Genomic DNA, 14,304 nt, shown 5'->3' on the forward strand with positions numbered 1-14,304 from the left:
TCCATGCTCAAGCTACTTCGTCACGGAGTGATCGCGATCCTGGCCCTGCTGCCGCTGGTGTCCCAGGCGGCGCCCTCGGCCCATGACGTCATCCAGCAGACCACCAGCACGCTGCTCAGCGACCTCGAGACCAATCGCGACCGGTATCGCAGCAGCCCGGAAGCCTTCTACGAGTCGCTCAACAACATCCTCGGTCCGGTGGTGGATGCCGAAGGCATCTCGCGCAGCATCATGACCGTGCGCTACAGCCGCAGCGCCTCGCCCGAGCAGATGGCGCGCTTCCAGGAAAACTTCAAGCGCAGCCTGATGCAGTTCTATGGCAATGCGCTGCTGGAGTACAACAACCAGGGCATCCGCGTGCTGCCTGAAGGTCCGTCCGACGGTCCCGACCGCACCAGCGTGGGCATGGAGGTCAAGGGCAACAATGGCGCCGTGTATCCCGTGCAGTACAGCATGGTCAAGCAGGGCGAGGAGTGGAAGGTGCGTAACGTCATCATCAATGGCCTGAACCTCGGCAAGCTGTTCCGCGACCAGTTCGCCCAGGCGATGCAGGACAACGGCAACGACCTGGACAAGACCATCAACAACTGGGCGGGCACCGTGGCCAAGGCCAAGGATTCTCCCGAGGCCCAGAAGGCCAAGGTCGGTTCGTGAGTCGCGCCGCCATCACCGCCGAGGGTGCCCGACTGCAACTGTCGGGCGTGCTCGACCACGCCAGCGTGCCGACCCTGCGCGAGCAGGGCCGGGCGTTGATCGGCCAGGGCAGCGGTCCGCTGGTGCTGGACTGTACCGGGGTGGAGCACTCCAACAGTGCCGGCCTGGCGCTGCTGCTGGCCTGGCTGCGTGATGCCCAGGCCGCTGGTCGCCTGCTCAGCATTGCCCACCTGCCTTCCGAGCTGCGGCAGATCGCCGACGTATCGGATGCCCTGGAGTTGCTGCCCCTGGCGGACGACGCTCACGGCTAACGGTCATCGCAGTCGCCGTACAGCTGGTTTTTTTGTATGATCGCCGGCTGTACTAGATTGCCGAGGTGCCGCCATGCAGGCCCAAGAAGTCAAAAGCCTCCTGGAGGCAAAACTGGCCGATACCCAGGTCGAAGTGGAAGGCGAGGGCTGCAACTTCCAGCTCTACCTGATCAGCGACGAGCTCCAGGCACTCAGCCCGGTCAAGCGTCAGCAGCAGGTCTACTCCCACCTCCAGCCGCAGATCGCCGATGGCAGCATCCATGCTGTCACCATGAAATTCTTCACCCGTGCTGCCTGGGCCGAACGCGCCTGATTTGCAGCGCCGAGAACTCGCTATGGACAAACTGATCATTACCGGCGGCAACTGCCTGAACGGTGAAATTCGCATTTCCGGGGCCAAGAATTCGGCCCTGCCGATCCTGGCCGCGACCCTGCTCGCCGACACTCCGGTGACCATCGCCAACCTGCCGCATCTGCACGACATCACCACCATGATCGAGCTGTTCGGCCGCATGGGCGTCCAGCCGGTGATCGGTGAAAAGCTCAACGTCGAGGTGGATGCCTCCAGCATCAAGACCCTGGTCGCGCCCTATGAACTGGTCAAGACCATGCGCGCCTCGATCCTGGTGCTGGGTCCGATGGTCGCGCGCTTCGGCGAAGCGGAAGTCGCCCTGCCCGGCGGTTGCGCCATCGGCTCGCGTCCGGTCGATCTGCACCTGCGCGGCCTGGAGGCCATGGGTGCCAAGATCACCGTCGAAGGCGGCTACATCAAGGCCAAGGCGCCGGCCGGTGGCCTGCGCGGTGCCCACTACTATTTCGATACCGTCAGCGTGACCGGTACCGAGAACGTGCTGATGGCCGCCACCCTGGCCAAGGGTCGCAGCGTCATCCAGAACGCCGCTCGCGAGCCCGAAGTCGTCGATTTGGCCAACTGCCTGATCGCCATGGGGGCGAACATCCAGGGCGCCGGTACCGACACCATCACCGTGGAAGGCGTCGAGCGCCTCGGTGGGGCCACCTATTCGGTGCTGCCGGACCGCATCGAGACCGGCAGCTACCTGGTTGCCGCCGCTGCCACCCGTGGCCGCGTCAAGCTCAAGGATACCGATCCGACCATCCTCGAAGCCGTGCTGGCCAAGCTGGAAGAGGCCGGTGCCCACATCGCCACCGGCAGCAACTGGATCGAGCTGGACATGAAGGGCAATCGCCCTCGCGCGGTCAACATCCGCACGGCACCCTATCCGGCGTTCCCCACCGACATGCAGGCGCAGTTCATCTCCATGAACGCCGTCGCCGAAGGCACCGGTACCGTGGTCGAGACCATCTTCGAGAACCGCTTCATGCACGTTCACGAGATGGTACGCATGGGCGCCAACATCGCCATCGAAGGCAATGCCGCCATCGTCACCGGCGTGCCCAGCCTCAAGGCCGCCCCGGTCATGGCGACCGACCTGCGCGCCTCGGCGAGCCTGGTCATCGCCGCCCTGGTGGCCGAAGGCGATACCCTGATCGATCGCATCTACCACATCGACCGCGGCTACGAATGCATCGAGGAGAAATTCCAGCTGCTCGGCGCCAAGATCCGTCGCACGCCCAAGTAAGGACCTCCGATGCTGACCATCGCCCTGTCCAAGGGCCGTATTCTCGACGACACCCTGCCGCTGCTGGCGGCGGCGGGGATCGCCCCGACCGAGAATCCGGACAAGAGCCGCAAGCTCATCATCCCGACCACCCAGGACGATGTGCGCCTGCTCATCGTCCGCGCCACCGACGTGCCCACCTATGTGGAGCATGGCGCCGCGGACCTGGGTGTGGCCGGCAAGGACGTGCTGATGGAATACGGCGGCGATGGTCTCTATGAGCCGCTGGACCTGCGCATCGCCCGCTGCAAGCTGATGACCGCGGGCGCTGTGGGCGCTCCGGCGCCGCGTGGCCGCCTGCGGGTGGCGACCAAGTTCGTCAATGTCGCCAAGCGCTACTATGCCGAGCAGGGCCGCCAGGTCGACATCATCAAGCTGTACGGCTCCATGGAGCTGGCACCGCTGGTGGGGCTGGCCGACAAGATCATCGACGTGGTCGACACCGGCAATACCCTCAAGGCCAATGGGCTCGAACCCCAGGAGCTGATCGCCCACATCAGCTCGCGCTTGATCGTCAACAAGGCCTCGATGAAGATGCAGCATGGCCGTATCCAGGCGCTCATCGAGACCCTGCGCCACGCCGTCGAGGCGCGCGGCGCCTGAGAACCTGTTCAAAGCCTGCTGCGCGTCGGCCAAACTACGTTGAAAATGGCTTCGGAATGCTCATTTACCACTCGTAAACTCGTTCGCGAGCCCGGTCCGCTTCCTCAGCTATTTTCGCGGGGCCGCCTAGGCCTTGTTTGTCTCTAGCTCGCGAGACTTTGAACAGGCTCTAAGTCCTGGCCGGTGGCTGAATGCCGGCTCGGACTGCTTCCACCCCTCCAGCTTCGCCTATCCGTGCCATAGCCAAATTGTCGGGCGCCCACACGGAGCCGGCTGTTACTCTCGGGCGCCCCTTTCGCTCTCCTGAAGAGGATCCGCCATGACCGCTCCGCTCGCCATCCGCCGACTCGTCGCCGCCGCTCCGGATTTCGCCGAGCATCTGGATCATCTGTTGAGCTGGGAAGGGGTGTCCGACGCCGACATCAACCAGCGGGTCTTGGCGATCATCGCCGACGTGCGCCACCAGGGCGACGCCGCGCTGCTCGAATACACCCGCCGCTTCGATGGCGTCGAGGCGACCGCCATGAGCGATCTCATCCTTCCGCGTGCGCGCCTGGAAGAAGCCCTGACCCGCATCACGCCGGAGCAGCGCACCGCGCTGGAAGCCGCTGCCGAGCGCGTACGCAGCTATCACGAGAAGCAGCGCCAGGATTCCTGGCAGTACCAGGAAGCGGACGGCACCGTGCTCGGCCAGCAGGTCACCCCGCTGGATCGTGCCGGTCTCTATGTGCCAGGTGGCAAGGCCTCCTATCCCTCTTCGGTATTGATGAACGCCATTCCCGCCAAGGTCGCCGGCGTACCCGAGGTGGTCATGGTGGTGCCCACGCCGCGCGGTGAGGTCAACGAGCTGGTGCTGGCCGCCGCGGCCCTGGCTGGGGTCGACCGCGTCTTCACCATCGGTGGCGCCCAGGCCGTGGCCGCCCTGGCCTATGGCACCGAAAGCGTGCCGCCGGTGGACAAGATCGTCGGCCCCGGCAACATCTATGTCGCCACCGCCAAGCGCCACGTGTTCGGCAAGGTAGGCATCGACATGATCGCCGGCCCGTCGGAGATCCTGGTGGTCTGCGACGGCCAGACCGATCCCGACTGGATCGCCATGGACCTGTTCTCCCAAGCCGAGCACGACGAAGACGCCCAGGCCATCCTGGTCAGTCCGGACGGCGCCTTCCTCGACGCCGTGGCGGCCAGCATCGCCCGCCTGCTGCCGGAGATGGAGCGCGCCGACATCATCCGTGCCTCGCTGGAAGGGCGGGGTGCCCTGATCCAGGTCACCGACATGGCCCAGGCCATCGAGGTGGCCAACCGCATCGCCCCCGAGCACCTGGAGCTGTCCGTCGCCGAGCCCGAGCAGTGGCTGCCCGAGATCCGCCATGCCGGCGCCATCTTCATGGGGCGCTACACCGCCGAGGCCCTGGGCGACTACTGCGCCGGTCCCAACCATGTGCTGCCGACCTCGGGCACCGCGCGCTTCTCCTCGCCCCTAGGCGTGTACGACTTCCAGAAGCGCTCCTCGATCATCCACTGCTCGGCCGCCGGCGCTTCCGCGCTAGGCCGGGTCGCCTCGGTCCTGGCGCGTGGCGAGTCCCTGACCGCCCACGCCCGCAGCGCCGAATACCGCATTCAGGAGGAGCAGGCATGAGCGAACTCTGGAGTCCCTTCGTCAAGAACCTGGTGCCCTATGTCCCGGGTGAGCAGCCCAAGCTGACCAACCTGGTCAAGCTCAACACCAACGAGAATCCCTACGGTCCATCACCGCGGGCGCTGGACGCCATCCGCGCCGCTGCCACCGATGACCTGCGTCTCTATCCCGATCCCAACGGCCAGGCGCTCAAGGATGCCGTCGCTCGCTACTACGGCATCCAGAGCGACCAGGTCTTTGTCGGCAACGGCTCGGACGAGGTGCTGGCGCACATCTTCCTGGGCCTGTTCGGCCATGGCCGACCCGTGCTGTTCCCGGACATCAGCTACAGCTTCTATCCGGTCTATTGTGGCCTCTACGACATCGCCTTCGAGACGCCAGCGCTGGACGAGGATTTCCAGATCGTCCCCGAGGACTATCTGCGGCCCAATGGCGGCATCATCTTCCCCAACCCCAATGCGCCGACTGGCAGCGCCCTGGCGCTGGACGCCATCGAGCGTATCGTCGTGGGCAATCCGACCTCGGTGGTGGTGGTGGACGAAGCCTACGTCGACTTCGGGGCGGAGTCGGCAGTCGCCCTGATCGAGCGCCATCCCAACCTGGTGGTGACCCAGACGCTGTCCAAGTCCCGCTCCCTGGCCGGCTTGCGTGTTGGCCTGGCCATGGGCCAGGCGCCGCTGATGGAGGCCCTGGAGCGGATCAAGAACAGCTTCAACTCCTATCCGCTGGATCGCCTGGCCCTGGCCGGCGCGACCGCGGCCTTCGAGGATCGCGCCTATTTCGACGAGACCTGCCGACAGGTGATCGAGAGTCGCGAAGTGCTGGTGGGCGAGTTGCTGGCGCGCGGCTTCGAGGTCCTGCCCTCGGCCGCCAACTTCATCTTCGCCCGTCATGTACAGAAGGGTGGAGCGGCGCTGGCCGCGGGCTTGCGCGAGCATGGCGTCATCGTGCGTCACTTCAGCCGCCCCGAACGCATCGCCGACTTCCTGCGCATCACCATCGGTACGCCGGCGCAGAATCAGGCGTTGATCGCGGCCCTCGACACCCTCTGAGAGACGTCCGCGGCTAGCGCGCCTTTTCCATCAGGGGGCGCAGCCCGACGGTGACCTTGACCTGCACCGTCTTGTCCTGGCGCCGCACCTCGATGGGGATGCTGTCGCCAGGTTGCTTGCGGGCGATCTGGTTCATCGCCAGCCGGCCATCCTTGATCGGTTGGCCCGCCAGCTTGACCAGCACATCGCCGGCGCGCAGACCGCCCTTGTGCGCCGGTCCATCGGGATCTATGTCCGTCACCACGATGCCCTGATCGACCTTGAGGCTATAGGTCTTGACCAGTTCCGGGGTGATCACCTCCACCGCCACGCCCAGCCAGCCACGGATGACCTGGCCATGCTGGATGATCGAGCGCATGACCTCCATGGCCAGCTTGATCGGGATGGCGAAGCCGATGCCCTGGGAGCCGCCGGAGAGGATGGCGGTGTTGATGCCGATCAGATTGCCGCTGGCGTCCACCAGCGCGCCGCCGGAGTTGCCCAGGTTGATCGCCGCATCGGTCTGGATGAAGTCTTCGTAGGTATTGAGCCCCAGCTGGTTGCGGCCGGTGGCGCTGATGATGCCCATGGTTACCGTCTGGCCGACGCCGAAGGGATTGCCGATGGCCAGCACCACGTCGCCGATGCGGATCGCCGTGGAGTCGCCCACCGAGATGGCCGGCAGGTTGGGCAGGTCGATCTTGAGTACGGCGAGGTCCGTGGCCGGATCGTTGCCGATCAGCTTGGCCAGGGTCTGGCGCCCGTCGGCGAGGGCCACCACGATGGATTCGGCGTCGAGGGTCACGTGGTTGTTGGTCAACAGATAGCCGTCATGGCTCATCAGCACCGCCGATCCCAGGCTGAGTTCTTCCACCGGCTTGGCCGGGCTCTTGCGGTCGTTGGCCGTATCGCCGGCCTTGCCGGGCTTGGCGGCCTTGGTCGAACGCAGCGACACCACCGCCGGTGCGGCGCGACTCGCTGCGTCGGCGTAGGAAACCGGCCCTTGCTGGCGCGAAGAGGAGGGCGCCTGGGCGGCCTCGAACAGCGGCGGCTGGGCGGGCAGGCCGAGCCACTGGGGATAGCGTTGCATGATCAGGGCCGCAACGAGCAGACCGCACAGCACGGGCCAGCCGAGATAACGCAGAGCCTTCATCGATCACATCCTTGAATTTGTCCGCCCGGGGCGTGCCGGATAAGCTGGCGGGCATTATAAGGAGCGACGCCACCCGAAGACACGCGGTGGCGTTGCCGCTGAGGAGGTAAACCGTCCGTGACCCTGTCCCTTGATCAACTGGTGGAGACCGCCGACCGTTACCTGGAGTCGGCCCGGATCCAGGATTATTGCCCTAACGGCTTGCAGGTCCAGGGTCGTGAGCAGGTGCGCCTGCTGGTCAGTGGCGTCACCGCTTCCCAGCAGCTGCTGGACGCCGCCGTCGCCGCCGGCGCCGATGCCATCCTGGTGCACCATGGCTACTTCTGGAAGAGCGAGGATGCCCGCCTCGTCGGCATGAAGCAGCGCCGGATCAAGACGCTGCTGAGCCACGACATCAGCCTGCTGGCCTACCACCTGCCGCTGGATGTCCATCCCGAGGTGGGCAACAACGTCCAGCTGGGGCGTCGTCTGGGGCTGCAGGATATCCGGCCGCTGCCCGGGGATAGCAAGGGGCTGATCTGGCAGGGCGAGTTGGCGCAGGCGCAATCCGCCGCGGACTTCGGTCGGCAAGTGGCCGACGTGCTGCAGCGCGAGCCGCTGGTGGTCGACGGCGGACGGTCGATCCGGCGCCTGGCCTGGTGCACCGGCGGTGCCCAGGGCTACATCGACCAGGCCATCGCTGCCGGGGTGGATGCCTATCTGACCGGCGAGGTGTCCGAGCAGACGGTACACAGCGCTCGCGAGAACGACGTGAGTTTCTTCGCCGCCGGCCACCATGCCACCGAGCGCTATGGCGTGCAGGCGCTGGGTGATTATCTGGCCGCGCAGCTGGGTATCCAGCACCTCTTCATCGACTGCGACAATCCCGCCTGAGCGTCATAAGCATATAACTTCTGGATCTAGATGGCCTGGCGGGCCATAACCGTTGCCTATGGTAAGGTTGAGGTTCGTCCACGGCCCGCTCTGTCCGGGGTGTCCAGTCGACTGGACGCCGTCACGGACCTCTTCTAGGCCACCTTTCTGCAATCGTGAGTAGCCATGCTCGACAAACAGACGCACCTCAAACAGCTTGAGGCGGAAAGCATCCACATCATCCGTGAAGTGGCCGCCGAATTCGACAATCCGGTCATGCTGTATTCCATCGGCAAGGATTCGGCCGTGATGCTGCACCTGGCCCGCAAGGCCTTCTTTCCCGGCAAGCTGCCGTTCCCGGTACTCCACGTGGACACCGGCTGGAAATTCCAGGCCATGTACGAATTCCGCGATCGCATGGTCGCCGACATGGGACTCGATCTGCTGGTGCACAAGAATCCGGAAGGGGTCGCCCAGGGCATCAATCCCTTCACCCATGGCAGCGCCAAGCACACCGACATCATGAAGACCCAGGGCCTCAAGCAGGCGCTGGACAAGTACGGCTTCGACGCGGCCTTCGGCGGCGCTCGCCGTGACGAGGAGAAGTCTCGCGCCAAGGAGCGCGTCTACTCCTTCCGCGACAGCAAGCACCGCTGGGATCCCAAGAACCAGCGCCCCGAGCTGTGGAACATCTACAACGGCAAGACCAACAAGGGCGAGTCGATCCGGGTCTTCCCGCTGTCCAACTGGACCGAGCTGGACATCTGGCAGTACATCTATCTCGAAGGCATCCCGATCGTGCCGCTGTACTTCGCCGCCGAGCGCGAGGTGATCGAGAAGAACGGCACCCTGCTCATGATCGACGACGACCGAATCCTCGAACACCTCTCGCCCGAGGAGAAGGCGCGCATCCACAAGCGCCAGGTGCGCTTCCGTACCCTTGGCTGCTACCCCCTGACCGGCGCGGTAGAGTCCCAGGCGACGACGCTGACGGACATCATCCAGGAGATGCTGCTCACCCGCACCTCCGAACGCCAGGGCCGGGTCATCGACCACGATGGCGCCGGATCCATGGAAGAGAAGAAACGTCAGGGGTATTTCTAAGATGTCGCACCAATCCGATCTGATCGGCCAGGACATCCTGGCCTACCTCGCGCAGCACGAACGCAAGGAGCTGCTGCGCTTCCTCACCTGCGGCAACGTCGACGACGGCAAGAGCACCCTGATCGGGCGCCTGCTGCACGACTCCAAGATGATCTACGAGGATCACCTGGAAGCCATCACCCGCGATTCCAAGAAGGTGGGGACCACCGGCGAAGAGGTCGATCTGGCGCTCTTGGTGGACGGCCTGCAGGCCGAACGCGAGCAGGGCATCACCATCGACGTGGCCTATCGCTACTTCTCCACGGCCAAGCGCAAGTTCATCATCGCCGATACCCCCGGCCATGAGCAGTACACCCGCAACATGGCCACCGGAGCCTCCACCTGCGACTTGGCGATCATCCTGGTGGATGCCCGCTATGGCATCCAGACCCAGACCCGTCGGCACAGCTACATCGCCTCGCTGCTGGGCATCAAGCACATCGTGGTCGCCATCAACAAGATGGACCTGCTGGGCTTCGACCAGGCGGTGTTCGAACGCATCAAGGACGACTACCTGGCGTTTGCCCAGCGCATCGAGCTGGGTGCCAAGGATATCCACTTCGTTCCCATGTCGGCGCTCAAGGGCGACAACGTGGTGAACCGCAGCGAGCAGACGCCCTGGTACAGCGGCAAGCCGCTGATGGAAATCCTCGAGACCGTTGAGATCGCTGCGGATCGCAACCTCGATGACCTGCGCTTCCCGGTGCAGTACGTCAATCGCCCCAACCTCAACTTCCGTGGGTTCGCCGGGACCCTTGCCTCGGGCGTGGTCACCAAGGGCGATGCCGTGGTGGTCCTGCCGTCGGGCAAGGGCAGCCGGGTCAAGTCCATCGTCACCTACGAAGGTGAGCTGGAGCAGGCCGGTCCCGGCCAGGCGGTGACCCTGACCATGGAAGACGAGATCGACATCTCCCGGGGCGACGTCCTGGTGCATGCCGACAACCGTCCTCAGGTGACCGACAGCTTCGAGGCCATGCTGGTGTGGATGGCCGAAGAGCCCATGCGCCCGGGCAAGAAGTACGACATCAAGCGCGCCACCAGCTATGTGCCGGGTTCGCTGCCGAGCATCGTGCACACGGTGGACGTCAACACCCTGGAACGCGGCGCCGCCAGCGAGCTCAAGCTCAACGAGATCGCCCGGGTCAAGGTGGCCCTGGATTCCGCCATCGCCCTGGACGGCTATGGCGTCAACCGTACCACCGGCGCCTTCATCGTCATCGATCGCCTGACCAATGGCACCGTGGGTGCCGGCATGATCATCGCCGAGCCGGTGGGCAATGCCGGTCATGGCCAGGGCGCGCACCAGTTGCACGTCGCCACCGGCGAGCGGGCAGCGCGTTTCGGTCAGCAGCCCACCACGGTGCTCTTCACCGGCCTTTCCGGTGCCGGCAAGACCACCCTGGCCTATGCCCTGGAGCGCCGGCTGTTCGATGCCGGTCGCGCGGTCTTCGTGCTGGATGGTCAGAATCTGCGCCATGACCTGAACAAGGGCCTGCCGCAGGATCGCGCGGGTCGTCGCGAGAACTGGCTGCGGGCGGCCCAGGTGGCCCGGCAGTTCAACGAGGCGGGCCTGATCGCCCTGGCGGCCTTTGTCGCGCCCGATGCCGAGGGCCGCGCCCAGGCCCAGGCGCTGATTGGCGCCGAGCGGCTGCTGACCGTGCATGTCAAGGCATCGCCCAAGGCCTGTGCCGAGCGCGATCCCCAGGGACTCTACACGGCCGGTGGCGACAACATCCCAGGCATCTCCTTTGCCTACGATGCGCCGGAAGACGCCGATCTGGTGATCGATACCGAGCAGCTGTCGGTGGAGGAGGGGGTCCAGCAGATCCTCGACGTGCTCCGTCGACGCCAGGTGATCTAAGGCCTGCAGCCATGAAAAAACCCGCCTCTCGGCGGGTTTTTTCATGGGCCTTTACCAACGCGGCGGCGGACCGTAGTAGTAGGCACCGGGCGGCGGGCCGTAGTACACGGGGCGCGGTTCCACCACGCGATATTCATAGACCGGTGCCGGTTCGTAATAGACCACGCGCGGCGGCGGGGGCGGCGGTGGCCCTTCGACATAGACCGGCTCGCGGGCATAGGAATGGGAGACGATGGCTCCGCCGACCACGGCGCCTACCACGGCACCGAGAAAGGCCGGACCGGGCCCACGACCGTGGGCGGACGCCTGACCGGCGATGGCGAGGCAGCCGGCAAGCACCACGACTTGAGTGATGCGACGTAGCATGATCATTCTCCTGCGACCCGGGGAAATGAAACCGGGTATGTCTATCAGACCGCAACGGCGGCGAGTCGCCTAGATGGACTCGGGTAAAGTTTGGGTAAAACCAAATCCGGGGACATCAGTCCCAACAACGCGAGGTCGACGTGTCCCCACTCCCGCGGGACGCATCTCCTGTATCTGGTACCGCGACCGGTGCCCTGACCACGAGACCACCGTGCAGATTCTCTATACCGCTCTGATCCTCTTGCTGATGGTGGGTGCCACCCGACTCAGCGCCCATCTCATCCCTATCCCGCTACCCCTGATCCAGGTGGTGGTCGGTGCCTTGCTCGCCTGGCCCACGCTGGGGCTGCATGTCGCCCTGGACCCCGAACTCTTTCTGCTGCTGTTCATCCCGGCGTTGCTGTTCTCCGATGGCTGGCGCATGCCCAAGCGGGAATTCTGGCGGCTGCGCCGGCCGATCTTCGTGCTGGCTTTCGGCCTGGTATTCCTCACGGTGCTGGGCGCCGGCTGGTTCCTGCACTGGATGCTGCACCTGCCCTGGGCGGTGGCCTTCGCCCTGGCGGCGGTGCTGTCGCCCACCGATGCCGTGGCGGTGTCCAGCATCGTCCGCGGCCGGCTGCCCAGCGCCTTGCTGCACGTGATCCAGGGTGAGGCCCTGCTCAACGACGCCTCGGGTCTGGTGACCTTCAAGTTCGCCGTGGCGGCGGCCCTGACCGGTGCCTTCTCGTTGAGCCAGGCCAGCCTGGAATTCGTCATCGTCGCGGTGGGCGGCGTACTGGTCGGCGGGGTGCTGAGCTGGCTGGTGGGTCGCGCGCGCGCCTGGATGGTGGTGAAGCGCGGTTGGAGCGATGCTGCGCCCCATGTCGTCTTCATGCTGTTGCTGCCCTTCGCCGCCTATGTGCTGGCGGAGCGACTGGGGGTCTCGGGCATCCTGTCCGCCGTGGCCGCCGGCATGATGCAGAGCCGGGTCGACATGCTGCCCCGGCAGACCGCCACCCGCCTGCTCAATCACAGTGTCTGGGGGCTGGTGGAATTCGCCTTCAACGGCCTGGTGTTCCTGATCCTGGGTTTGCAACTTCCCGATATTCTGGCGGCGGCGCTGCCGGCGTCCCAGGCGCTTTGGCCGGCCGCGGGCTGGCTGACGCTCTATGTGCTGGGTGCCTACGGGGTGATCATGGCCATTCGCTTCGGTGTCATCCTGGGCTATTGGCACCTGACCCAGCCCGGCAGCGGCCCTATCACCATCGCTGGAGATCCTCGGCTGATCGCCGCCATCGCTTCCCTCAGCGGGGTACGCGGTGCCGTGACCCTGGCCGGTGTGCTGTCGCTGCCGCTGCTGCTCTCGGATGGCACGCCCTTTCCCCTGCGTGACGTCCTGGTGTTCATCGCCGCCGGGGTGATCCTGCTGTCGCTGGTGGTGGCGAGCATCGGCATACCGCTACTGCTGGCGCGGCTGCCGGAGCAATCCAACGACCTGCTGGAGCGGGAGCGCTGCGAGGTGCGGATCAATGCCGCTCGGGCCGCCATCGTGGCCCTGGAAGACGTGGAGTCGAGCGACACCGACGAGCCGGCGCGGGCGGCGCTGCAGGCGGAGATCAGGGCTGGCATCATCGCCGAATTCCGCGACGAGCTGAGTTCCGCCGATGACAGCGAGGACGCCCGTTCCCTGGCGCGCCTGCGGGATAGCCTGGACGGCGAGCTGCGCCTGCTCGCCATCCGCGCCCAGCGCCGCGAACTCTATCGGTTGCGGATCGCCGGGGTGATCGACGACCTGGTGGTCAGCGAATTCCTGCGCGAACTGGACATCCAGGAGACCGCGCTGATGCGCGATCAGGGCAATCGCTAGCCCTGGCAGAAGCGGCGGATGCGCTCTGCCGCTTCCACGCATTCGGCCAGGGGTGCGACCAGCGCCATGCGGATCCTTCCGGCACCCGGGTTGACGCCCGCGACCTCTCGCGACAGATAGGAGCCCGGCACCACGGTCACGTGTTCGTGGGCGAAGAGGTCACGGGCGAAGGCTTCGTCATCGCCCGGGGTCTTGGCCCAGAGATAGAAGCCGCCGTCCGGCAGTGACACCTCCAGGCTGCCCTGCAGGATATCCAGCACGGCGGCGAACTTCTGCCGATAGAGTTCGCGGTTCTCGCGGACATGGGCCTCGTCGCGCCAGGCTACCGCACTGGCCTTCTGCACCTGCACCGGCATGGCGCAGCCATGGTAGGTGCGATAGAGCAGGAAGCGCTTGAGAATGGCGGCATCGCCCGCGACGAAACCCGATCTCATGCCCGGCAGGTTGGAACGCTTGGACAAGCTGTGAAAGACCACGCAGCGGGCGAAGTCGCTGCGACCCAGTTCGGCGCAGGCGGTCAGCAGGCCGGGTGGCGGGCTGGCTTCGTCGAAATAGAGTTCGCTGTAGCACTCGTCGGCGGCGATCACGAAGTCGTGGCGATCGGCCAGGGCGATGAGCTTTTTCAGCGTTGCCACAGGCAGCAGGGCACCGGTCGGGTTGCCGGGCGAGCAGAGGAACAGCAGCTGGCAGCGCTGCCAGATCTCGTCCGGCACGCTGTCGAAATCGGGATTGAAACCCTTGTCCGCCAGGCAGGGCAGGTAATGCGGCTCGGCGCCGGCCAGCAGGGCCGCGCCTTCGTAGATCTGATAGAAGGGGTTGGGACTCAGCACCAGGCCACGCTTGCTGCGATCCACCACCGCCTGGGTAAAGGAGAACAGGGCTTCGCGGGTGCCGGTCACCGGCAGCACGTGGCGTGCCGGATCCAGCCAGTCCGCCGGTACGCCGAAGCGCTGGCCGGCCCAGCTGGCGATGGCCTCGCGCAGCTCGACGATACCGAGGGTGGTCGGGTAGACCGCCAACTGATCCAGGTTCGCGGTCAGGGCCTCGGCGACGAAGGCCGGTGACGGATGCTTGGGCTCGCCGATCGACAGCGGGATCGGCTTGATCGCCGCCGGCGGGGTCACGCCGGCGAGCAGGGCGCGCAGCTTCTCGAACGGATAGGGCTGCAGCAGGTCGAGGGTGGGATTCATCGTCGGGTGGTCCTT

14 protein-coding genes are annotated in these 14,304 nt (G+C 65.6%); 11 read left to right on the forward strand and 3 right to left on the reverse strand.

Annotation, left to right across the window (positions count from 1 at the left end; all coding sequences use genetic code 11):
• The first annotated feature begins 3 nt into the window (after nucleotides 1-3).
• The 7 genes from V6W80_RS06100 to hisC all read left to right on the forward strand — a co-directional run bounded on the left by V6W80_RS06100 (nucleotide 4) and on the right by hisC (nucleotide 5,899).
• Nucleotides 4-654 (forward strand): MlaC/ttg2D family ABC transporter substrate-binding protein, encoded by a 651-nt coding sequence (locus V6W80_RS06100; protein WP_338546204.1) that lies wholly within the window; start codon nucleotides 4-6, stop codon nucleotides 652-654.
• Nucleotides 651-965: an STAS domain-containing protein gene (locus V6W80_RS06105; RefSeq protein WP_338546206.1), complete on the forward strand. Its 315-nt coding sequence runs from the start codon at nucleotides 651-653 to the stop codon at nucleotides 963-965. The genes V6W80_RS06100 and V6W80_RS06105 overlap by 4 nt, the downstream gene beginning before the upstream one ends.
• Before the next feature lie 73 nt (nucleotides 966-1,038).
• Complete coding sequence (locus V6W80_RS06110) at nucleotides 1,039-1,278, forward strand: BolA family protein (RefSeq protein ID WP_007159508.1); 240 nt, start codon at nucleotides 1,039-1,041, stop codon at nucleotides 1,276-1,278.
• A gap of 22 nt (nucleotides 1,279-1,300) precedes the next feature.
• Nucleotides 1,301-2,566, forward strand: a complete 1,266-nt coding sequence (murA, locus tag V6W80_RS06115) for a UDP-N-acetylglucosamine 1-carboxyvinyltransferase (RefSeq protein ID WP_017640061.1) — start codon at nucleotides 1,301-1,303, stop codon at nucleotides 2,564-2,566.
• Between the two features lie 9 nt (nucleotides 2,567-2,575).
• Entirely contained in the window at nucleotides 2,576-3,208 is a 633-nt protein-coding gene (gene hisG, locus V6W80_RS06120; RefSeq protein WP_007159506.1) for an ATP phosphoribosyltransferase, read from the forward strand.
• A 319-nt stretch (nucleotides 3,209-3,527) separates the two neighbouring features.
• Nucleotides 3,528-4,847, forward strand: a complete 1,320-nt coding sequence (hisD, locus tag V6W80_RS06125; RefSeq protein WP_338546207.1) for a histidinol dehydrogenase — start codon at nucleotides 3,528-3,530, stop codon at nucleotides 4,845-4,847.
• A complete protein-coding gene (gene hisC / locus V6W80_RS06130; RefSeq protein WP_338546208.1) occupies nucleotides 4,844-5,899 on the forward strand; it encodes a histidinol-phosphate transaminase in 1,056 nt (351 codons plus the stop codon). The genes hisD and hisC overlap by 4 nt, the downstream gene beginning before the upstream one ends.
• A gap of 13 nt (nucleotides 5,900-5,912) precedes the next feature.
• Here hisC and V6W80_RS06135 read toward each other — a convergent pair whose 3' ends face one another.
• Nucleotides 5,913-7,031: a S1C family serine protease gene (locus V6W80_RS06135; protein WP_338546209.1), complete on the reverse strand. Its 1,119-nt coding sequence runs from the start codon at nucleotides 7,029-7,031 to the stop codon at nucleotides 5,913-5,915.
• Nucleotides 7,032-7,172: 141 nt separating this feature from the next.
• Between V6W80_RS06135 and V6W80_RS06140 the strand changes: the two genes are divergently transcribed.
• The 3 genes from V6W80_RS06140 to cysN all read left to right on the forward strand — a co-directional run bounded on the left by V6W80_RS06140 (nucleotide 7,173) and on the right by cysN (nucleotide 10,887).
• A complete protein-coding gene (locus V6W80_RS06140; RefSeq protein ID WP_430707803.1) occupies nucleotides 7,173-7,904 on the forward strand; it encodes a Nif3-like dinuclear metal center hexameric protein in 732 nt (243 codons plus the stop codon).
• A 165-nt stretch (nucleotides 7,905-8,069) separates the two neighbouring features.
• On the forward strand, nucleotides 8,070-8,987 hold the full coding sequence (cysD, locus tag V6W80_RS06145) for a sulfate adenylyltransferase subunit CysD (RefSeq protein ID WP_007159501.1): 918 nt from the start codon (nucleotides 8,070-8,072) through the stop codon (nucleotides 8,985-8,987).
• 1 nt (nucleotide 8,988) lies between these two features.
• Nucleotides 8,989-10,887 (forward strand): sulfate adenylyltransferase subunit CysN, encoded by a 1,899-nt coding sequence (gene cysN / locus V6W80_RS06150; RefSeq protein WP_093250291.1) that lies wholly within the window; start codon nucleotides 8,989-8,991, stop codon nucleotides 10,885-10,887.
• Between the two features lie 51 nt (nucleotides 10,888-10,938).
• Here the strand turns inward: cysN and V6W80_RS06155 are convergent, their stop codons facing one another.
• Nucleotides 10,939-11,253: a hypothetical protein gene (locus V6W80_RS06155; protein WP_007159499.1), complete on the reverse strand. Its 315-nt coding sequence runs from the start codon at nucleotides 11,251-11,253 to the stop codon at nucleotides 10,939-10,941.
• 211 nt (nucleotides 11,254-11,464) lie between these two features.
• On the opposite strand from V6W80_RS06155, the gene V6W80_RS06160 reads away from it, so the two are divergent.
• Nucleotides 11,465-13,099, forward strand: a complete 1,635-nt coding sequence (locus tag V6W80_RS06160) for a Na+/H+ antiporter (RefSeq protein ID WP_338546212.1) — start codon at nucleotides 11,465-11,467, stop codon at nucleotides 13,097-13,099.
• Here the strand turns inward: V6W80_RS06160 and dapC are convergent.
• Nucleotides 13,096-14,289, reverse strand: coding sequence for a succinyldiaminopimelate transaminase (dapC, locus tag V6W80_RS06165; protein ID WP_184291493.1), 1,194 nt, complete (start codon nucleotides 14,287-14,289; stop codon nucleotides 13,096-13,098). The genes V6W80_RS06160 and dapC overlap by 4 nt on opposite strands.
• Nucleotides 14,290-14,304: the final 15 nt, after the last annotated feature.

The sequence above is a fragment of the Pseudomonas benzopyrenica genome (assembly GCF_036884265.1).
GTDB lineage: Bacteria > Pseudomonadota > Gammaproteobacteria > Pseudomonadales > Pseudomonadaceae > Chryseomonas > Chryseomonas benzopyrenica.